Annotated in this window: 20 protein-coding genes; 16 read left to right on the top strand and 4 right to left on the bottom strand. The window is 61.9% G+C overall.

The features are described 5' to 3' along the window. Positions 1-49: 49 nt before the first annotated feature. The gene (locus Tal182_RS24095; protein ID WP_085861296.1) at positions 50-1252 is read left to right on the top strand and encodes a pyridoxal phosphate-dependent aminotransferase; all 1203 of its coding nucleotides are present in this window, start codon (positions 50-52) and stop codon (positions 1250-1252) included. A gap of 10 nt (positions 1253-1262) precedes the next feature. On the opposite strand, the gene nac is transcribed toward Tal182_RS24095, so the two are convergent. Beyond that, positions 1263-2168 (bottom strand): nitrogen assimilation transcriptional regulator NAC, encoded by a 906-nt coding sequence (gene nac / locus Tal182_RS24090; RefSeq protein ID WP_064807084.1) that lies wholly within the window; start codon positions 2166-2168, stop codon positions 1263-1265. Between the two features lie 256 nt (positions 2169-2424). On the opposite strand from nac, the gene Tal182_RS24085 reads away from it, so the two are divergent. From Tal182_RS24085 to Tal182_RS24060, 6 genes are all read left to right on the top strand, one after another. Then, a complete protein-coding gene (locus Tal182_RS24085) occupies positions 2425-3198 on the top strand; it encodes an SDR family oxidoreductase (RefSeq protein WP_085861295.1) in 774 nt (257 codons plus the stop codon). Further along, positions 3195-3902 (top strand): amino acid ABC transporter permease, encoded by a 708-nt coding sequence (locus Tal182_RS24080; protein WP_085861294.1) that lies wholly within the window; start codon positions 3195-3197, stop codon positions 3900-3902. Before Tal182_RS24085 ends, Tal182_RS24080 begins: the two co-directional genes overlap by 4 nt. Continuing rightward, on the top strand, positions 3899-4657 hold the full coding sequence (locus Tal182_RS24075) for an amino acid ABC transporter permease (RefSeq protein ID WP_085861293.1): 759 nt from the start codon (positions 3899-3901) through the stop codon (positions 4655-4657). The genes Tal182_RS24080 and Tal182_RS24075 overlap by 4 nt, the downstream gene beginning before the upstream one ends. After that, complete coding sequence (locus tag Tal182_RS24070; protein ID WP_064819703.1) at positions 4654-5418, top strand: amino acid ABC transporter ATP-binding protein; 765 nt, start codon at positions 4654-4656, stop codon at positions 5416-5418. Before Tal182_RS24075 ends, Tal182_RS24070 begins: the two co-directional genes overlap by 4 nt. Before the next feature lie 31 nt (positions 5419-5449). Continuing rightward, positions 5450-6286, top strand: a complete 837-nt coding sequence (locus Tal182_RS24065) for an ABC transporter substrate-binding protein (protein ID WP_064819702.1) — start codon at positions 5450-5452, stop codon at positions 6284-6286. 88 nt (positions 6287-6374) lie between these two features. Next, positions 6375-7049: a 4-carboxy-4-hydroxy-2-oxoadipate aldolase/oxaloacetate decarboxylase gene (locus Tal182_RS24060; protein WP_085861292.1), complete on the top strand. Its 675-nt coding sequence runs from the start codon at positions 6375-6377 to the stop codon at positions 7047-7049. Between the two features lie 46 nt (positions 7050-7095). On the opposite strand, the gene Tal182_RS24055 is transcribed toward Tal182_RS24060, so the two are convergent. Beyond that, the gene (locus Tal182_RS24055) at positions 7096-8130 is read right to left on the bottom strand and encodes a LacI family DNA-binding transcriptional regulator (protein ID WP_085861342.1); all 1035 of its coding nucleotides are present in this window, start codon (positions 8128-8130) and stop codon (positions 7096-7098) included. Positions 8131-8289: 159 nt separating this feature from the next. On the opposite strand from Tal182_RS24055, the gene Tal182_RS24050 reads away from it, so the two are divergent. From Tal182_RS24050 to Tal182_RS24010, 9 genes are all read left to right on the top strand, one after another. Beyond that, positions 8290-9264 (top strand): sugar ABC transporter substrate-binding protein, encoded by a 975-nt coding sequence (locus Tal182_RS24050; protein WP_064807071.1) that lies wholly within the window; start codon positions 8290-8292, stop codon positions 9262-9264. Positions 9265-9365: 101 nt separating this feature from the next. Further along, a complete protein-coding gene (locus Tal182_RS24045) occupies positions 9366-10412 on the top strand; it encodes an ABC transporter permease (RefSeq protein WP_085861291.1) in 1047 nt (348 codons plus the stop codon). A gap of 10 nt (positions 10413-10422) precedes the next feature. Then, positions 10423-11421 carry an ABC transporter permease gene (locus tag Tal182_RS24040; protein WP_064811907.1) on the top strand — a complete coding sequence of 333 codons (999 nt, stop codon included), beginning with the start codon at positions 10423-10425 and terminating at the stop codon, positions 11419-11421. Between the two features lie 8 nt (positions 11422-11429). Next, the gene (locus Tal182_RS24035) at positions 11430-12251 is read left to right on the top strand and encodes an ATP-binding cassette domain-containing protein (protein ID WP_085861341.1); all 822 of its coding nucleotides are present in this window, start codon (positions 11430-11432) and stop codon (positions 12249-12251) included. Positions 12252-12358: 107 nt separating this feature from the next. Continuing rightward, entirely contained in the window at positions 12359-13264 is a 906-nt protein-coding gene (locus Tal182_RS24030) for a sugar phosphate isomerase/epimerase (RefSeq protein WP_085861290.1), read from the top strand. Then, positions 13261-14286, top strand: a complete 1026-nt coding sequence (locus tag Tal182_RS24025; protein ID WP_085861289.1) for a Gfo/Idh/MocA family oxidoreductase — start codon at positions 13261-13263, stop codon at positions 14284-14286. The genes Tal182_RS24030 and Tal182_RS24025 overlap by 4 nt, the downstream gene beginning before the upstream one ends. Before the next feature lie 31 nt (positions 14287-14317). After that, positions 14318-15490, top strand: a complete 1173-nt coding sequence (locus Tal182_RS24020; RefSeq protein WP_085861288.1) for a Gfo/Idh/MocA family oxidoreductase — start codon at positions 14318-14320, stop codon at positions 15488-15490. Positions 15491-15570: 80 nt separating this feature from the next. Continuing rightward, entirely contained in the window at positions 15571-16512 is a 942-nt protein-coding gene (locus Tal182_RS24015; RefSeq protein ID WP_085861287.1) for a sugar phosphate isomerase/epimerase, read from the top strand. A gap of 110 nt (positions 16513-16622) precedes the next feature. Then, on the top strand, positions 16623-17807 hold the full coding sequence (locus tag Tal182_RS24010) for a hypothetical protein (protein WP_085861286.1): 1185 nt from the start codon (positions 16623-16625) through the stop codon (positions 17805-17807). 24 nt (positions 17808-17831) lie between these two features. Here Tal182_RS24010 and Tal182_RS24005 read toward each other — a convergent pair whose 3' ends face one another. Both Tal182_RS24005 and Tal182_RS24000 read right to left on the bottom strand, forming a co-directional pair. Then, the gene (locus tag Tal182_RS24005) at positions 17832-18845 is read right to left on the bottom strand and encodes a succinylglutamate desuccinylase/aspartoacylase family protein (protein ID WP_085861285.1); all 1014 of its coding nucleotides are present in this window, start codon (positions 18843-18845) and stop codon (positions 17832-17834) included. Between the two features lie 31 nt (positions 18846-18876). Beyond that, positions 18877-19221, bottom strand: coding sequence for a RidA family protein (locus Tal182_RS24000; RefSeq protein ID WP_064807056.1), 345 nt, complete (start codon positions 19219-19221; stop codon positions 18877-18879). Between the last annotated feature and the right edge of the window lie 20 nt (positions 19222-19241).

The following is a 19241-nucleotide window of genomic DNA, read 5'->3' as shown; positions in this document are numbered from 1 at the left end:
CGCCCGCGGGCGGTCCATAACTCCAATCCCTCACCGAAGGACCATTCCGATGTCCATCAAAGCCGACCGCCTGAAAAACGTCTCCATATCAGCATCCGCCGCCATGACCCAGCGGGCCAGAGAGCTCGCCGCCAAAGGGATCCAGGTCGTCAGCCTCTCCTCCGGCGAGCCGGATTTCCCCACGCCGGCGCACGCCGTCGAAGCGGCGCATGCGGCGGCGCTCGCGGGTGACACGAAATATCCGCCGATGGACGGGACGCCGGCCCTCAAGGCCGCGATCATCAGGAAGTTCAAGCGCGACAATAATCTCGACTATGACGCCAGCCAGATCGTCGTCTCGGGCGGCGGCAAGCAGGTGATCTTCAATGCGATGCTCGCAACCTGCAATCCGGGCGACGAGGTCGTCATTCCGACACCCTCCTGGGTCAGCTATGCCGATATCGTCAAATTCGCCGGCGGCGTCCCGGTCGCCGTCCCCTGCCACGAACAGACCGGCTTCAAGCTGCGCCCGGAGGATCTGGAGGCGGCGATCACACCACGCACCAAATGGCTCTTCCTGAATTTCCCGAACAATCCGACCGGCGCGGCCTGCTCCCGGGCCGAGATGGCCGCCATTGCCGAGGTCATGCTGCGCCATCCCCACGTCTGGATCATGACCGACGACATTTACGAGCACCTGGTCTATGACGACTTCCAGTTCTGCACCATGGCGGAAGTCGAACCGAGGCTCTATGAGCGCGTCCTGACGATGAACGGCGTCTCCAAGGCTTACGCGATGACGGGCTGGCGGCTCGGTTTCTGCGCCGGCTCGAAAGAGTTGATGGCAGCTATCAGCAACGTCAACGGTCAGAACGGCGGCGGCATCGCGACGCTCACCCAGGCGGCCGCGACCGCAGCACTCGACGGACCTCAGGATCTCCTGAAGGAGCGGGCGGCGATCTACAAGAAGAGACGCGACTTTGTCCTCGAGAGATTGTCGGAGGTGGAAGGGCTGCGCTGCCACAGGCCCGAAGGCGCCTTCTACATCTATCCCAACATTTCAGGGCTGATCGGCAAGACCAGCAAGGGCGGACGAAAGATCGAAACGGATGTCGATTTCGTTATGGCGCTCGTCGAGGAGCATCATGTCGCGACCGTGCAAGGCGCCGCTTACGGAATGAGCCCCTTCTTCCGTATCTCCTATGCGACAAGCATGGAAAAACTCGGCGAAGGCTGCGCCCGCATCGCTGAGTTCTGTAGGGATATGCGCTGACCGGCAGCCGTTAATCCTTCAGCCGCGCCGTCAGCTCGAGGAGAATGTCCCGGACGGCAAGCGCCGGCTCCGACAGGGGATTCTGGTCGGAAACGCAAAGCGACAGGGTTTCCTCGATCCGCGGAGAGACGAGCCGGCAGATCAACGGCTCGCTCGATTCCGATACGATACGATCGGCGATGGCCTTCGGCATAATCGTCGCGCCGAGACCGTCGCCGACCGCGCGTCCCAGGGTGCGGACGATCTCGACTTCCGCCACGACCTTCAAATTGGTGCGGGTGCGCGTGAAGGCGGTATCGACTGCGCGGCGAACAAAATTATAGGCCGGCGGCAGCAGCATCGGTATCCCGTCGAGAGCGTTGACGGCGACAGGTTTGGCATCCGCGTCGATCGCAAAATCGCGATGCGCGACCAGGAAAAATTCCTCGCTGAGGATCGGTTCGAACCGCACGCCTTTGATTGGCCCGGTTCCATGTAGAAGGGCCATCTCCAGCCGGCCGTTCATGATCATCTGGCTATAGGTCTGACCCACGCTTTCGGTCAGATGCAACAGGATGCCGGGATGCCGCTTCCGGGTCTCCGCCAGCAGATCGACCGACAACGTGGCAGCGCTGCTGAAAGGGACCAGACCGACGGACACGCGCCCTGCAAGGGAATTGCCGGCCGCCGAAGCATCCGCTTGCGCCTGCTCCATCTGCCGAAGAATAATCTGCGCGTGGCGATATACCGCATGGCCCGCATCGGTCATGCTGACGCCCTGCTGGCTGCGGATCAAAAGCTTCTGGCCGAAATGCTCCTCCAGCGCCGCCAGCTGCTGACTGAGCGCCGGCTGGGCGATATGCAAAAGATCCGCCGCGCGCGTGATGCTGCCGCTGTCGACGATCACGATGAAGGATTTGAGGCGTCTGATGTCCATGAGGATCGGGGAACCATTCTGATCTGCTGGGATGGCATGTTTGCAGACGCGTATAGCTTTTGCAACGCGACGAGATCGCCAACCGGGCCGGGCCTTGCTGAGCACGAACCACGCGAATAGCGCCGACATCGCGTCTTTCTGTTCTTCGGCAGCCGCGCAAGGCTCCATAACCGTTGCTTATTGCTCCAGAGATAATCGGTCTTAGGCAAGGAGTTAAAGCTTCGCTACTCTCTCCATCAACAACAAGGGAACGACAATGCCATTCTCCGACTACAAGACCGCACTGGTAACCGGCGCATCCTCCGGAATCGGCGCAGCCGTTGTCGAGCGGCTCCGCCGGGAGAACATCGAGGTCCATGCCGTTGCCCGCAGCACTGAGGCGCTGCAGCAGCTGGCCACGCGGACCGGCTGCATCCCTCATGTCATCGATGTGACCGACCGCAAGGCAATGGCCGAGCTCGCGGCTCGGGTGGAATTCGACATTCTCGTCAATAATGCCGGCGTCGATCGGCCGAAGAAGTTCCTCGAAGCCGACGAAGGCGATATCGATCTCATCGTCGACGTCAATCTGCGGGCAGTGCTGCATATCTGCCGCCTGGTGGTGCCGGGCATGGTGGCGCGCGATCGCGGCCACGTTATCAATATTTCCTCGATCGCCGGCGCCTACAATTTCGGCGGCAACTCGTCCTATCACGCCACCAAGGCGGGGGTGAGCATGCTGTCCAACCAGCTGCGCATCGACGCCTTCGGCAAGCGGGTGCGGGTCACGGAAATCTGCCCCGGCCGGGTCGCCACGGATATTTTCAACCACGTCCACGGCAATGATCCCAGCATCCGGGAGCGGTTCATCGACGGTTTCGAACTGCCACAGGCCACCGATATCGCCGACGCGATCGCCTTCGCCATATCAGCTCCGGTCGCCGTCAATATCGGGCATATGGAGATCACGCCGACGCTGCAGGTCATGGGCGGCCTGCAGACCGCAAGGCCGCAGCCGAAGACGGATCCATCCGGGGAGCCAAGTCCGTGAGCGGTTTCGACCTTTCGGCAATCCTCGGAAATCCCGAATATTCCGCCATGCTGCTGCATGGCATCGAGATGACCTTCATCATCTATGCCGGGTCCTGGTCGCTGGCGATGGCGCTGGCATTGCTGCTGCTGGGTCTGCGCCTGTCGCCCTTTCGCTTCGGCGATCCGTTGGTCGCCGCTTACGTTTCCTATCACCGCAACGTCCCGACGCTGGTGCAGCTCATGCTCTGGTATTTCGGGATCTTCACGCTGATGCCGAGCGGCATCGCGAATTGGCTTGCCAGCCACAATGCGGAATCCATCTTCGCGGTGATCGGGCTGGGGCTCTGCCAGGCGGCCTATTTCAGCGAAGATCTTCGTTCGGGCGTACGCTCGGTCGGTGACGGCCAGATGCAGGCAGCCCGTGCACTGGGCCACGGCTACGTCTCGGCGATGCGTTTCGTCATCATGCCGCAAGGCGTGCGCAACGCTCTACCGCCGCTGATCAATCACAGCGTCTCCCTGTTCAAGAACAGCAGCCTCGCCGTCGTCATCGGCGCGTCGGAACTGACGCATGCCGTCAAGGAAATCGAGAACCTCAGTTTCCGCACCTTCGAGATCTACCTGATCGGCACGGTTCTCTACCTCTTCTTCTCGCTCGTGATCATGAGCATCGGCGCCTACCTGTCGATGCGCGCCGATCCTGCCCGGAGTGCCCGCGCATGATCCAGGACATGATCGCCATCATCAAAGACTATTGGCTGCTGCTCTTGATCGGCCAATATCCAAACGGACCGCTCGGCGGGCTTGCCAACACGCTGATCCTCTCGGCGCTCAGCATCACTCTCGCCTTTCCGGCCAGCATTCTGTTTGCAATGGCGCGGCTCTCCAAGTCGCGGCTGCTGCGCTGGCCGGTCACCGCGCTTGTCTATTTCACCCGCGGCGTGCCGCTTCTGATGCTCATCCTGTGGAGCTATTTCCTGGTGCCGCTCTTGACCGGCGCCGATGTGCCGAGCTTCGTCACCATGCTGACCACGCTGGTCGTTTATCAGAGCGCGTTCCTCAGCGAGGTCGTCCGCGCCGGCATTGTCGCGCTCGGGCCCGGCCAGATGGATGCGGCGCGTGCGCTTGGCCACGGCTATATGGGCGCGATGCGCTACATCATCCTGCCGCAGGCGCTCTACAACATGATCCCGAGCATCCTCTCCACTTTCGTCTCGACGATCAAGGATACGACGCTCGGCTATGTGATCAACGTGCCGGACCTGACCTTTGCGGCGAGCCAGGTCAACAACCAGCTCCTGACGCAGCCCTTCCAGGTCTTCCTCATCCTGGCGATCGTCTACTTCATCATCTGCTGGACGCTCACCTACTTCGCAAATCGCCTCGAGCGGCGCATCACGCGTCGGCGTGCGGGACTTCTCAACGTTCCCACGGCCTCTCTGGTCACGCCATCGAAAATCGTATCGGAGCAGCTATGACCATGTCAGTTTCCGCGCAGGAATCGCAGACAATCCGGCTTTCGCAGGTCTGCAAGAGCTACGGCGACTATCCGGTCCTGAAGAACATCGATGCTGAGGTCGCGCGCGGCGAGGTGGTCGTCATCTGCGGTCCATCCGGTTCGGGAAAATCCACGCTGATCCGCACGATCAATCGCCTCGAGGAGATCAACAGCGGATCGATCACGCTCGACGGACAGAACATCCATGCGTCGATGCGGGCGAAGGAGCTCAACACAATGCGCAGCCGGATCGGCTTCGTCTTCCAGAACTTCAACCTCTTTCCGCATCTTTCCGTGGCTGAAAACGTCTCGATGTCGCCGATCCGGGTGAAGGGCGTAGCGCCCGATGTCGCGCACGAGAAGGCGCTCAAACTTCTCGACCGCGTCGGCCTCGCCGACAAGGCCCGAGCCTATCCCGGCCAACTCTCGGGCGGCCAGCAGCAGCGTGTGGCGATCGCCCGTGCCCTTGCGATGGAGCCCCCGGTGATGTTGTTCGACGAGCCGACGAGCGCGCTCGACCCTGAAATGGTCGGCGAAGTTCTGGCCGTGATGAAGAGCCTGGCATCGGAAGGCATGACCATGCTTTGCGTCACCCATGAAATGGGCTTCGCGCGCGAGGTCGCGGATCGGATCTGGTTCATCGATGCCGGCCAGATCATCGAAATGGCGACGCCTGAAAATTTCTTCAGCAATCCGACCCATCCTCGGGCTCAGCGTTTCCTCGCTGATCTCAGGCATTGAGACCAACCATCAAAAACAAAGGAGAACAGCAATGAACTGGAAATACCTGAGCCTCACCGTCGCATTGGCCGGCCTGGCGGCGGCGATGCCCGCGAAAGCCGATCAGCTCGACAACATCATGTCGGCAAAGACTCTGCGCTGCGCGACTTTCGCCGATGTTCCTCCCTTCGCTTCGCCCGATCCGAAGACCCGCGAGATGGCCGGTTTCGACGTCGATCTCTGCGGCGCCATCGCCAAGGAATTGGGCGTCAAGGCCGAGATCAAGCCGGTTTCGGTCGAGGCCCGCGTGCCCGAGGTCAAGCTTGGCCGCGTCGACATCACCGTTGCCAACCTTGCCTATACGCTGAGCCGCGCCGAGCAGATCCAGTTCAGCGATCCCTATTACCTCGCCAAGGAAATGCTGATCGTGCCGGCGGACGATGCCGGCAAGACGAAGGCCGATTATGCCGGCCAGCGCATCGCCTCGACCAAGGGCTCGACGTCAGAAATGTCGATCAAGCTCAACAAATCGGAACCGCTGACCTTCCAGGATACCGCCTCGGCCTATCTCGCCGTTCAGCAGGGCAAGGCGCGCGGCATGGTGGCCAACACCATGACGACGACCAAGTTCGTCAATGAATCGAAGAGCAAGGGCAAGGAAATGCGGATGATCGAGGAGCCGATGCTCTACCAGCCGATCGGCATCGGCATGGCCAAGGATCAGCCGGCGCTGACGGCCAAGATCAATGAGATCCTGCATAAGCTCGATGAGTCCGGCGAGATCAACAAGATCTGGGACAAGTGGCTCGGCCCGAGCACCGAATACAAGATGACCCGCACCGACAAAGTCGTGCCGCTCGCGCAACTGAAATTCGACCCGATCCCGTAGACCGACCGGTCTCGGAACCTCCCGATGACAATCAACCGAGATAAGACGGCGGGATATGCCCGCCGTCTACCAACGATGTGAGGCATCCATGATTCATATAAAAGACATCGCTGAACGGCCCAGCAAAGCCGACATCGAGGCCGTTTCCAAATTTTCGCCGGCGACCATCCACGAAGCCCAGGGGCGCCGCGGCGCACTTTCCTCGCGGCTCAAGCCCGTGGACTACCGCATGAAACTGTGCGGCCCGGCATTCACGGTCAAATGCGCGCCGCGCGACAACATCATGCTGCAGCTCGCCATCAACTATGCGAAGCCCGGTGATATCATCGTCGTCTCCGCCGGCGAATATGAAGAGGCCGGCTCCTTCGGCGACGTGCTTGCCAATGCCTGCCTTGCCAAGGGCATCGGCGGTCTCGTGACCGATACCGGCGTGCGCGACACGCTGCAGTTGCGCGAACTCGGCTTCCCCGTCTTCTCGCTCAGCGTCTGCATCAAGGGCACGGTGAAGGAAACCATCGCTGCGGTGAACGATCCGATCATCGTCGGCGGCGAAATCATCAATCCCGGCGACATCATCGTCGGCGATGCCGACGGGCTGGTGGTCGTGCGCAGGCAGGAAGCGCAGGAAGCCGCCCGGCTGTCGCAGGCGCGCGAAGATGCCGAAGCCGGTTATATCGCCGCCTACCAGGCGGGCAAATCGGTCATCGAGGTCAGCAATCTGGCACCGGTGCTGAAAGCCAAGGGCCTTGTCGTCGACGTCTGAGACGATCGCCTCATTCCCAGCCCGCGCCGGCCTTCCGGTCGCGGGCTCAGATATTCTCAGGCGTCACGATTTCAAAGGTAATGGTCCGCTGAATCGTGCTGCCCGACGCGCCCTGCGTGATCGTTTCGATCATCGTCTCCACCAGAACCGTGGAAGTCTGTTCCAGCGGATGACAGAGGGCCGCGGTAATCATCCCTTCTGACAGGCCTTTTCGCGTCTCCGGGCCAATATCCCGGCAGACGAGGCGGATGCTTCGGCGCCGCTCCGCAGGCACCTCCCTCAGCGCCCGCAAGACCCCGGAAATGCCACCGCCGACGATCAGGATGCCGGTGAGGTCGTCCGTCGTCGCCAGCAATTCCTTGACCATCCGGTAGGCCTCATTCGGCTCCTCGTGCGTGGGGCGGCTGTCCTCGATGGTCAGATGCGGCGCATGCTCGCGCACATAGGAGCGGAAGCTCGCATCGGAGACGTCCTGGCATTGGTAGCGGTGGTTGCCGATGAAGACGGCAATGCGGCCCGGCCCGTGGGTCATGTTGGAGATCAGCCATGCCGCCGTCCGCCCCATTTTCCAGTTGTCGGCCCCGACATAAGCGGCCCGCTCGCGGGCGGATTGGTCGGTAATATAGGCAATGACCGGCTTGCCCTTCTCGTGCAGCTCGCGGATGGCCTGGGCGATCACCGGGTGATCGGCGGCGACCACCGCGACGGCGTCACAGTTTGCGCCGAGCGCCTTGAGCCGGCCGGCAATATTCTCCGGCGTCAGGAGATCCACAAAATCGACCACCGGGTCGACGACTTCGTCACGCCTGGCGCGGCATGCCTCGACGATCTTCTTGCCGAAGAGCTGGTAGAGTTCGCGGCTGGATTGCTGCAGCAGAAAGCCAAGCCGGTATTTCGGCACCGACTTGCGCAGCCGGTCCTCGATTGCCCCCGCGCCGTAAAAGCCGATGCGCTCCGCGGCGGCCTGGACGCGTTGCACGGTCGTTCCTTTGACGGAGGCGGTGCCCCCCAGAATCCGATTGACGGTCGCAATGGAGACATCGGCCTCCTTGGCAAGGTCGGAGATCGTCGGCCGCCGCATGATCGTTCCCTCCATCGTCAAAGCGTTCGTATCATTATGATTGATACTCTGTGATACTTTATGCATGTTTAGTATGATTTCACATTTCTGGAATTTCAAGCAGTGATATGTTTCTCCTCACGGTCACGCCAGGGAGGCGGACCAAGGGAGGAGATTGAGATGCCTAAATTTCGCCGCCTTGCGGCAACCGTATCGGCCGCCGCCATCATGACCTGCACTGCCACGGCCGTTATGGCCGCAAACATTTTCGTCGTGGGCGGCAAGCCGGACGATCCGTTCTGGTCGATCGTCAAGCGGGGCGCCGAGGATGCCGGTAAGGTCGCAGAAGCCCAGGGCGGCAAGGTCGTCTGGCTCGGGCCGCAAAACTACGACAATCTCGGGGTCGACGCGGCCGAGCTGATCCGCCAGGCCATCGACCAGGGCGCCGACGCAATCGTCGGTCCGGACTGGGTGCCGGAAGCGATGGACCCTGCCTTCAAAGCGGTCGTCGACAAGAAAATTCCGCTTGTCATCTATAATGCCGGCGGCATCGAAGCTGCCGATCGTCTCGGCGCGATGAACTATGTCGGCTCCAACGACTATCTGTCCGGCAAGGCTGCGGGCACCTACTTCGCCAAGCATGACCTCAAGAACGCCGTCTGCCTCAATACGCTGCCCGGTGCGGCAAACATCGAAGCCTTCTGCAAAGGCATGACCGACGGCGTGACCGAAGGGGGCGGCGTCGGCTCGTCGCTGCCGCTGCCGGCAACGTCATTCGGTTCGGCGACCGCCGTGGCGCAGGCCCTGAAGGCGCATCTCCTGCAGCATCCGGAAATCAAGGCCGTCTTCGCGATCGGCAACGTCGACACCAATTCGGCGGTCAACGGTGTGACGCAGGCCGGCAAGCAGGGGCAGGTGAAGGTCTGCGGCATGAATATGGATGAAACCGTTCTGAACAACATCAAGAGCGGCAGCCAGCTTTGCGCGATCGACCAGCAGGGTTACCTACAGGGCTACCTCGCAGTCTCGATCCTGAACGGCAACGTCAACTACGGCCTCACCGTACCGACGCGTGAGATCCTGACCGGCCCCGGCGTGATCGACGCCTCCAACGTCGACGCCACCCTGGCAGGTGTGAAGGCCGGCGCCCGGTAAGGGATCGGCCGAACGTCGGAAGCTGCCTGTCCCTCACGCAGGCGGCTTCCATTCTTTCAAAAGCCCGGCCGATCGGTCGCGCGGCTTTATGGTGGTGTCAAATGAACGCGAGAAACGATGTCCTCGCCTCTTCGGTTCCTTCGAGCGGCCACGCCAAAGCGACCATCGGTCAGCTTTCCCGGCGCCCTGAAGCCGGTTCGTTACTAGGCTTGATTGCGGTGTTCGTCTTCTTCGCCTTGCTGGGCGGCAAGGTCTTCCTGTCCGCTGCAGGCTATGCAAGCTGGCTTAACGTCGCCGCGGAGATCGGCATCGTCGCGCTGCCGATCGGGCTCCTGATGATCGCAGGTGAAATGGACCTCTCGATCGGCGCGGTCATTCCGGCATCATCCCTGACGGTCGCGATCATATCGGGCCATTACGGCCTTCCCGAGATCGTGGGAATTTCCGCCGGCCTGGGCGTCGGGCTGATCGTCGGGCTCTTCAATGGCTATCTGGTCAATCGCACCCGCGTGCCGTCTTTGATCATCACCATCGGTTCCATGTTCGGCGTCATGGGATTGACGCTGGGCTTCACCGTGCTCATTGCCGGCAGCACCGGCGTGTCGCTCGTGCCGAGCCCGAGCGTCAAGGCGATCCTCGGCGATTTCATTGGCGGCATGTTCCAGGTGACGATCTTCTGGTGGATCCTGTTCGTGGCGGCATTTTTCTGGCTGCTGCACATCTCGCCCGTCGGCAACTGGATCTTCGCTCTTGGTGGCGACAAGGTCTCGGCCCGTAACGCCGGCATTCCGACGCAAAGGTTGACCATCGCGCTTTACATGATGTCGGGCTTTTCCGCCGCCTTCGTCGGCGTGAGCCAGGTGCTTGTCTACCAAAGTGCGCAGGTGCTCGGCGGACAATCCTTCATCTTCAATTCGATCATGTGCGTGGTCATCGGCGGCGTGCTTTTGACCGGAGGCGCAGGATCGGTGGTGGGCATCGTCTTCGGCACGCTCACCTTCGCGATCGTCAACCAGGGCATCTATTTCACCGGCATAGACCCGAACCTCGGCAGCGTCATCATCGGGGCGCTCCTGCTGCTCGCCGTGATGATGAATGACAAGTTCCGGCTGATGGCGATGTCCTACGCTGCGAAAAAGAAGAAGTGAGGGCAGGGAGATGAACGGCTTTTCCATAGGACACTTTGTACGCCGCCCGGAATTCGGCGCCCTGTTGAGCTTCATCGCGGTGATCGCTTTCTATGTCGCCTTCGGCGGCGTCAGCCTTGCCGCGCTCTTCGGCGCGGCAAGCTGGGTCAACTTCGCCGCCAATCTCGGTATCGTCGCCTTGCCGGTCGGCCTTCTGATGATATCAGGCGAGCTCGATATCTCGATCGGCGCGATGATCCCGGCGGGCTCGATGACGATCGCCATCCTCTCGGGCTATTACGAGTTGCCGATCGTCGTCGGCATGCTTGGCGTTCTCGCCATCGGCGTTGCCGTCGGGCTGGTCAACGGTGTGTTGGCGGTGCGCACCAGCGTGCCCTCGCTGATCATCACACTCGGCACGCTGGTCGCTGTGCAGGGGCTCGTTCTTGCCGGATCCGTCATCCTGACCGGAGCCGCGTCGGTGCCCCTCAATGCCCCGGCCTGGGCCAAGACGGTCTTCGGCGACCTCATCCACGGCAAATTCCAGGTGATCATCCTGTGGTGGCTGGCGCTGACGGTGGTTTTTGGTTTCGTGCTGCATGCGACGCGCTACGGCAACTGGATCGTCGCGATGGGCGGAGACGAGGTCAGCGCGCGCAATGCCGGCATCCCGACCGACGGGCTGAGGATCGTCCTCTTCGTTCTCTCGAGCACGGCCGCCTCCTTCGTCGGAATGTGCGGCGCCATCTTGTTCAATTCCGCGCAGGTCTCGGGCGGCATGAACTATATCTTCAATACGATCGTCTCGATCGTGGTGGGCGGCGTGCTGCTCACAGGCGGCTTCGGTTCGGTCGCCGGGATCTTTCTCGGTACTTTGACCTTCGCCGTCGTCAGCCAGGGCATCTACTTCACCGACATCGACCGCAACTGGTCCAACCTGATTATCGGCGTGATGCTGATGGCCGCCGTTCTGATGAACAACACCTTCCGGCAGATGGCGCTGAGCTTCGCGCCGAAGAAAAACAAGTGAGCGTCACCATGTCCGACACTATTCCGATCCTTGAACTCCAGAATGTCGACAAGAGCTTCGGCCCGATCGACGTGCTGCACGATATCTCGCTCAAGGTCCGTGCGGGCGAGGTGCTCTGCCTGCTCGGCGACAACGGCGCTGGCAAATCGACGCTCATCAAGACACTTGCCGGCGTTCACAAGCCGACGCGCGGCACAATCCTGATGGATGGCAACCCGGTAGAATTCAGCGGGCCGCGCGATGCGCAGGAAAAGGGCATCTCGGCGGTGCATCAATTCGGCGGAACATTTCCGCTGATGTCGATCGGCCGATCCTTCTTCGTCGGCGTCGAGCCGACCAAGGGCTGGGGGCCGTTCAAGGTCTATGACCGCAGGACGGCCAATGAGATTGCCGTCAAGGCCGTGCAGGATTTCGGCATCACCCGGATCGACGATGGTGATCGTCTTGTCGGCGGGCTTTCCGGCGGCGAACGCCAGTCGCTTGCGATTGCCCGAGCCGTGCATTTCGGGGCGCGCGTGCTGATCCTTGACGAGCCGACGGCTGCTCTCGGCGTCAAGCAGGCGGCCCATGTGCTGCGGATCGTCAACGAGGCGAAGCGGCGGGGCCTGGCGGTGATCTTCATCACCCATCAGGTCATGCATGCGATGGCGGTGGGCGATCACTTCGCCGTTCTCATCCGTGGGGCGATCGCCGCCGACTTCCGCAGGGGCGAGAAGACCCGCGAAGAGATCACAGACCTGATGGCCGGCGGGGAAACCATGGCGGATCTCGAGGCCCAAATCGATACTTACATTACAAGTCATGAGAGCCATTCGCCGCCGGCCGGCTAACCGCTGACGGCACCACAAACACACAGAGCAAAACACGTAACGTCCGGCAGCGTCAGAAAAGACCGCCGCCGGGAAAGGAAAATCATGTCTGGAATCCGGAGGTCAAAATGAAGATCGCAATCGACCCGTTCATGCATCGGCATCTCTCGCTTGAGGAGTTGCCGAAGAAGGTCAAGGAGCTCGGCTACGACTGGATCGAACTCTCCCCGCGCGGCGATTTCCTCGAATGGTTCAAAGCGCCGCGCGTCTTTCCCGAGCGGATCAAATCATTCAAGCGCGCGCTGAAGGAGGCCGATGTCGGTATCGCCTCGCTGCTGCCGATGTACCGCTGGGCCTCCAACGACGAGATCGAACGCAAGGCCGCCGTCAAGCACTGGAAGCGGGCGATCGAGATCGCCGTCGAGCTGGAAGTCGGCGTGATGAATTCCGAGTTCGGCCGCGGTCCGCATCCGGACAAAGGATCGTGCTACTGCTGCCACACGGGATCGATGATAGAGGCCTGCGAGGACGCCTGGTGGCGCTCGATGGAAGAGCTGGTGCCGATCTTCGAGCGCGAGGGCATCACACTCCATGTCGAGCCCCATCCCGAAGACTGGTGCGAGACGCTGCAGCCGGCGCTCGACATCATCCGCACGGTCAATTCGAAGAGCGTCAAATTCCTCTATTGCGCCCCGCACACCTTCTATTTCGGCGACGACACCAAGGCGATGCTGCGCGAAGCTAGGGATGTGCTGGCGCATGTCCATGTCGGCGACACCTTCAACCACAAGGCTTCGTCGGGCCTCAGATATATTCTCAACCCGCCCGGCACCAACGCACGGGTGCACCAGCATCTCAATATCGGCCAGGGCGAAGTTCCCTGGGACGAGTTCTTCGGCACGCTCGCCGAGATCGGCTTCGACGGCATCATGACCGCCTGCGTCTTCGCCTGGGAAGACAAGGCAGACCACAGCGGCACCTTCATGCGCTCGGAAATGCAGCATTACATCGATAAGTACTGGGGGGCGAAATGACCCTCCAGGTTGGTGTCATCGGTACGGGTATGATCGGTCAAGATCATATCCGCCGCCTGACGAACGTCGTTTCCGGCGTTAAAATCGTCGGCGTGACCGATATCGATCAGGCCCGCGCTGCCGCTGCCGCCCCCGCAGGGGCGGAGGTATTCGCCACCCCTTCGGCACTGATCTCTTCGGAAAAAGTCGAGGCTGTGATCATCTGCTCGTGGGGGCCGGCGCATGAGGAGCAGTTGCTCGCCTGCATTGCCTCCGGCAAACCGGTCTTCTGCGAAAAACCTCTGGTGACATCCGAGCCGGCCGCGCTTCGCGTGATGGAGGCCGAAGTCGCCGGCGGCCGGCGGCTTATACAGGTGGGCTTCATGCGCCGCTTCGATGCCGATTATCGCCGATTGAAAGCGGTTATCGACGGAGGCAAACTCGGCGCCCCGCTGATGTTCCATTCCGTGCATCGCAATGCCTCGGTTCCCGAGGGGCTCTACACCTCCGAAATGCCGCTCAACGACACGCTGGTGCATGACGCCGATATTTCCCGCTGGCTCCTGTCGGATGAGGTCATTGGGGTAGAGGTGCGCGCGCCGCGCCGTTCCTCGCGCGGTGGCGCGTTGCGCGATCCGGTTTTCGTGCTCCTGCACATGGCCTCCGGCGCGCTCGTCGATGTCGAGATTTCGGTGAATATCGCCTATGGCTACGACATCCGCGGCGAGGTCAGCTGCGAGGCGGGTGTGGCCGCGCTTCCGAACCGCCCGGCGACCGTGATTTCGGACACGAACGGCATTCGTCAGGCGATCCCCGAGGACTGGCGCGAACGCTTCATCGATGCTTACGACCAGGAATTCCGCGAATGGATCGTCGCCGCCTCGAATGGCACGGCCTCCGGCCCTTCCACTTGGGACGGATATGCGGCGACGCTCGTGGCCGACGCCGCCCTACGGGCCGTGCTCGGCGGCGGCTTCGAACCAGTCAACATGATAGCGAAACCCAATCTCTACGGACGTCCAGCCGCCATGGCGGCGGAGTGATCCGGTAGGTTATTTCAGGAGCGATGATCGGATGATCAACGGAGAAAGATTGATCGAACGCCCCTTGCTTTGGGGCATGGTCGGCGGCGGCCGCACCGGACAGGTCGGCTATAAACACAGAACCGGCGCCCAGCGGGACGGCACCTATCGGCTTGTCTGCGGAGCCTTCGACCTCGACGCCGAGCGCGGGCGCGATTTTGGCACGAAGATCGGCGTCGCCGCCGACCGATGCTACGGCGACTATAAGGAGCTGATCGCCCGTGAGGCCGGGCGCGAGGACGGCGTCGAAGTCGTCTCGATCGCCACGCCGAACTTCACCCATTACGAAATCACCAAGGCATGCCTGGAAGCCGGGCTGCACGTGATCTGCGAAAAGCCGCTGTTCTTCACCGTTGCCGAATGCGACGAGGTTGCCGGGCTCGCAGAAGAGAAGGGCCTGATCGTCGGCGTCACCTATGGGTTCACCGGCCATCCGCTGGTTCACCAGATGGCGGCGATGGTCAAGAAGGGCATGCTCGGGGAGATCCGCATCGTCGACATGCAATATACCCACGGCTTCAATGCAGGCGACGATGTCGGCGCCGGCGAGGCGGTGAAGTGGCGCACCAATCCGAAGACGGCCGGCCCGACTTTTGTTCTCGGCGATATCGGCACCCATCTCTACTATCTCTCTGAAGTGGTGCTGCCGCATCTGAAGATCGGAAAGCTGCTCTGCGACCGCAAGGCCTTCATTCCAACCCGCGCACCGCTCGAAGACCATGCGACCGTTCTCATGCATTACAACAACGGCGCCCGCGGCCGTCTCTGGGTTTCCTCAGTGGACGCCGGCAACATGGGTTCGCAGCGCTACCGTTTCGTCGGCTCCAAGGCCTCGATTGAATGGTCGGATGCCCATCCCGACCAGCTGATCTACGAAGTGCAGGGCGAGCCGAACCGGATCCTGCACCACGGCATGCCCTATCTTGAGGAGGAGAGCCTGGCGGCCGACCGCATGGGCGCGCTGCATACCGAGGGCCTCGGCGACAGCTGGGCGAACATCTACCTCTGGATCGCCCAGGCGATCGACGCAAAGCGCCGCGGCGACGAAGCCTTCCTCAGGAGCCACCATTATCCTGGCATCAAGGCCGGCACAGAAGGCGTGCGCTGGCTGGAAAACTGCGTCCGCTCGGCTGATGCGGGCGCGGCCTGGATCGACTGCAAATAGCTCCCTCCGAGGGCGCGCCGGGATCTCCTCCGCCCTCTCACAAAGGCGCGCCCTCAATTTTCACAGGAAAGATCGAGACGATGAAACTCTCCATTTGCACCGACGTCATGGGCAACCTGTCATTTACCGACATGCTCGACAAATGTGTTGAACTCGGCGTCGAGGGCATCGAAATGACCGGCGGCGGCTGGTCGCGTGCCCCACATTTCCACGCCGACGAACTGCTTGAAGACAAGGGGCTTTTGAAAACCAAGCTTAAGGAAATCGAAGTCCGCGGCCTTGAAATCGCGGCTCTAAACTGCTCGGCAAACCCGCTCGATCCCGGCGAGATGGGCAAGCGCCACCGCAAGGAAATGGAGCAGACGATCCGTCTTGCCGGCGAAATTGGCGTCAAGACGATCGTGACGATGTCCGGCCTGCCGGAAGCGGCCCCCGGCGACACCGTGCCGAACTGGCTCGTCTACACCAAGAGCTGGCCCGAAGAGATGCCCGAGCGCGACCGCTACCAGTGGGAAGACCGTGCCTTCCCGCTCTGGCACGACCTGGTGAAGCTCGCGAGAGAAGTCGGAGTCGAGAGATATGCGCTCGAAAATTTCTCGGCCATGCTGGTCTGGAATCCGGAGACCCTGTTCCGCCTGCGCAAGGAGGTCGGCCCGTCCGTCGGCATGAATCTCGATCCCAGCCATCTGTTCTGGAAGGGCGCCGATCCGATCGCTTCGGCCCGCGCGCTGGGAAGCGCGATCCATCACTGCCACGGCAAGGATACGCGCATCGAGCGCGGTCTCGCTGATGTCAACGGCCTGCTCGAACTCAAGGACGTCACCGACGTCGCCAACCGCAGCTGGAATTATGTCGCCGTCGGCGCCGGCCATGACCTGCAGTGGTGGAAGGAGTTCTTCTCGGTCGTCCGCATGGTCGGCTACAACGGCTGGGTCAGCCTCGAAATGGAAGACTTCACCATGTCGACCGATGCCGGGATCCAGTCCTCCATCGACGCGCTGCAGGCGACGATCAGCCGATGATGGAGCGGCGCCGGCGACGATGAGCAATCGGTGCCGGCGCTCCAAGATCGATCTGGACACTATTATGGACGCATGTTCTATAAAATGGACAGATTCGACGGGAGCGCGCCATGCATCTTTCCATGTGGACTTATCCCTGGGATATCCAGGACCAGGGGCTCGGCGCCTTTGCCGCCGAGCTTACCGGCCGGGCAGGCCTGACAAGGGTCAGCCTGGCGACCTCCTATCATGCCGGCCGCTTCCTTCAGCCGCGCAGCCCGCAGCAGAAGGCCTACTTCCCCGAGGACGGGACGGTCTACTTCCGGCCGGACGAAAGCCTGTGGCAGGACAAGCTGATCCAACCGCTGATGGCGAGCAATGTGACCGAGCGCGGCGATATGCTGGCAGCGCTCGTCAGGGAGCGCGAGGCGACAGGTCTTAAATTCTCCTGCTGGACGGTCTGCCTGCACAATACCCGTCTCGGCGTGCTGCATCCCGATCACGTGACGCGAAACGCCTTCGGCAATCTCAATTATTACAACCTCTGCCCCTCCAGCCCAGCCGCGCGGGATTATGTCGTCACTCTCGTGCAGGACATCGCGACGAACTACCGGCCTGACATGGTCGAGCTCGAGAGCCCAAACTTCATGGGCTTCGCGCATGAATATCATCACGAAAAAGATGGGGTCGGCCTGAATGCCGAAGACGATTTCCTGCTGTCGCTCTGCTTCTGCGATCATTGTATCGCGCGCGCCGCCAGGGCCGGCGTGCCCGTGGAAGGCGCGCGCAGAACTGTAGCGCGCTTTATCGTCGAACTCTGCGAACGAGCGGTGCCGGAGCGGCAGTTCCCCGATTTCCCGGCGGCTGGCATCGATGCCTTCCGGGACCATCCCGATCTCCATGCCTATCTAGCGTGGCGCAGCGAACCGGTGACCAGCCTGATCGGCGAGATCAAGGCCGCGGCCGATCCGGCGACGCGTATCGTGCTTATCGATTTGAAGGACGGCTGGCTCGGCGGCGTCGATCTCGCAGCCGTCGGCAAGCTCTGCGACGGGGCAATTCTTTGCTGTTACGACATGACGCCGGAGGCCGTCGGCGATGTCATCCGAGCCGGCCGAGCGGCAATCGGGCGGGAAAAGTTCCTTGGAGTCGGCCTGCGCATCTTCTATCCCGAGGTCAGCGGACCCATGGTGCTCGCCGCACGCGCCAAGGCCGCCGTCGATGCCGGCGCCGACGGCGTCAATTTCTACAACTACGGCCTCATTCCGGCAAAGCGCCTCGACTGGGTCAAGGCCGCGGTGGACGCAATCAGTTAAGTGGAATCGCGCGCGGGGATTGGCTCAGGATGCGATAGATTCGGCGACCTGGATCAGGCAGTCGCCGGCCTGGCTGTCGCAATGCAGCCTGTGGGAAATCACCATGCCGCTCTCGGCAAAGCGCAGCTCTTCCTCCGTCTGCTCCAGGCGTTCCAGATCATGATACCATCCCGCCAAATCGCCGGCGGCAACGACGGTGCCGAGCCCGACAGCCGGCTCGAACCAGCCTCTGCGGCTCGCATAGATGCCCTGGCTGTGCCGAGATAGCGAAAGCAGATGCAGCGGCCCGGGCTGAGGGAGCGTTCCGCGCGACAGGACCGGGCGCTCGACAATGCCGAGCGTCACGAGCAACCGGTCGATCGCCGCCGCCGTGAAGGCCATTGTCTGGGGCGTCACGGTTCCGCCGCCGCCGAATTCACCGGAAAGACCGATAATCCCCGCCCGTGCCGCGGCCCCCATCGATGTCGGCGCTGCCGGCCCGTTATCGGCGATGAAGGCATAGGACGCGCCGAGTGCCCGCATCAGCGACACGGAGCGCTCGAAGCGGACGGCATCGGCCTGCCGCTCGATCAGCGTGCAGGGCAGGTGCGCCATCGACGTGCCGCCGGAGTGCAGGTCGAGCAGGACGTCGTGCCGGGGAAAGAGGTCATGCTCGAGGAAATGCGCCATTCGCGCTGTCGGCGAGCCCATGGGGTCACCGGGAAACGCGCGGTTGAGGTTGCCGCCGTCGAACGGCGAACAGCGCTTAGCCGCCATCACCGCCGGCAAGTTCGCCATCGGCAAGATGGTGACGGCGCCGCGGATTTCCGCAACATCCAACAGCCGCATCAGCCGGCCGAGCTGCAGTTCACCCTCATACTCGTCACCGTGATTGCCCGCCATCAGCAGCAGAGACAGGCCCTCGCCGTTCCTGAAATGAAAGACGGGGATGCGGATCTGATAATAGGGCGAACGGTCCACCGAATAGGGAATTGCGAGGTGGCCGGCTTGCCGGCCCTCACGCGAGAAGTCGATCGGGTTGACGAGGCCGCTGTGCATGATGTCTCCAGTCCGGGCGGTTACTGCGCCCTCAGAGGGCCGCGACCGCGGTCATTTCGACGCGCAGATCTGGATCGGCGAGGCGTGCTTCGGTGCAGGCGCGCGCAGGCGGGTTTTCTATGTCGATCCAACCGTCATAGACGCCGTTCATCGCCTCGAAATCGACGATTGCCGGCAGGAAAACATTGACGGCGATCAGACGAGAGCGGTCCGTACCGGCTTCCTTCAAAAGAGCGTCGATTTTGCCGAGCACATCGCGAGTCTGTTCTTCGATCCCTGCCTTGCGATTTTCCGCGACCTGGCCGGCAATATAGACGAGACCGCCATAGCTGACGGCTTGGCTCATTCGCGAACCTTTCTGATAACGCTGGATCATGGGCAGGTTTTCCTTTTCTT

Source organism: Rhizobium sp. TAL182 (assembly GCF_002117725.1).
Lineage (GTDB): Bacteria > Pseudomonadota > Alphaproteobacteria > Rhizobiales > Rhizobiaceae > Rhizobium > Rhizobium esperanzae.
Note: the sequence above shows the minus strand (reverse complement) of the source record. Positions and strands in the feature narration are given on the sequence as shown.

What these genes read in the sequence shown, in the direction of transcription:
- Tal182_RS24095 (WP_085861296.1), top strand. Translation starts at nt 50, where the DNA reads ATGTCCATCAAAGCCGACCGCCTGAAAAACGTCTCCATATCAGCATCC.
- nac (WP_064807084.1), bottom strand. Translation starts at nt 2,168, where the DNA reads ATGGACATCAGACGCCTCAAATCCTTCATCGTGATCGTCGACAGCGGC.
- Tal182_RS24085 (WP_085861295.1), top strand. Translation starts at nt 2,425, where the DNA reads ATGCCATTCTCCGACTACAAGACCGCACTGGTAACCGGCGCATCCTCC.
- Tal182_RS24075 (WP_085861293.1), top strand. Translation starts at nt 3,899, where the DNA reads ATGATCCAGGACATGATCGCCATCATCAAAGACTATTGGCTGCTGCTC.
- Tal182_RS24070 (WP_064819703.1), top strand. Translation starts at nt 4,654, where the DNA reads ATGACCATGTCAGTTTCCGCGCAGGAATCGCAGACAATCCGGCTTTCG.
- Tal182_RS24065 (WP_064819702.1), top strand. Translation starts at nt 5,450, where the DNA reads ATGAACTGGAAATACCTGAGCCTCACCGTCGCATTGGCCGGCCTGGCG.
- Tal182_RS24060 (WP_085861292.1), top strand. Translation starts at nt 6,375, where the DNA reads ATGATTCATATAAAAGACATCGCTGAACGGCCCAGCAAAGCCGACATC.
- Tal182_RS24055 (WP_085861342.1), bottom strand. Translation starts at nt 8,130, where the DNA reads ATGCGGCGGCCGACGATCTCCGACCTTGCCAAGGAGGCCGATGTCTCC.
- Tal182_RS24050 (WP_064807071.1), top strand. Translation starts at nt 8,290, where the DNA reads ATGCCTAAATTTCGCCGCCTTGCGGCAACCGTATCGGCCGCCGCCATC.
- Tal182_RS24045 (WP_085861291.1), top strand. Translation starts at nt 9,366, where the DNA reads ATGAACGCGAGAAACGATGTCCTCGCCTCTTCGGTTCCTTCGAGCGGC.
- Tal182_RS24040 (WP_064811907.1), top strand. Translation starts at nt 10,423, where the DNA reads ATGAACGGCTTTTCCATAGGACACTTTGTACGCCGCCCGGAATTCGGC.
- Tal182_RS24035 (WP_085861341.1), top strand. Translation starts at nt 11,430, where the DNA reads ATGTCCGACACTATTCCGATCCTTGAACTCCAGAATGTCGACAAGAGC.
- Tal182_RS24030 (WP_085861290.1), top strand. Translation starts at nt 12,359, where the DNA reads ATGAAGATCGCAATCGACCCGTTCATGCATCGGCATCTCTCGCTTGAG.
- Tal182_RS24025 (WP_085861289.1), top strand. Translation starts at nt 13,261, where the DNA reads ATGACCCTCCAGGTTGGTGTCATCGGTACGGGTATGATCGGTCAAGAT.
- Tal182_RS24020 (WP_085861288.1), top strand. Translation starts at nt 14,318, where the DNA reads ATGATCAACGGAGAAAGATTGATCGAACGCCCCTTGCTTTGGGGCATG.
- Tal182_RS24015 (WP_085861287.1), top strand. Translation starts at nt 15,571, where the DNA reads ATGAAACTCTCCATTTGCACCGACGTCATGGGCAACCTGTCATTTACC.
- Tal182_RS24010 (WP_085861286.1), top strand. Translation starts at nt 16,623, where the DNA reads ATGCATCTTTCCATGTGGACTTATCCCTGGGATATCCAGGACCAGGGG.
- Tal182_RS24005 (WP_085861285.1), bottom strand. Translation starts at nt 18,845, where the DNA reads ATGCACAGCGGCCTCGTCAACCCGATCGACTTCTCGCGTGAGGGCCGG.
- Tal182_RS24000 (WP_064807056.1), bottom strand. Translation starts at nt 19,221, where the DNA reads ATGATCCAGCGTTATCAGAAAGGTTCGCGAATGAGCCAAGCCGTCAGC.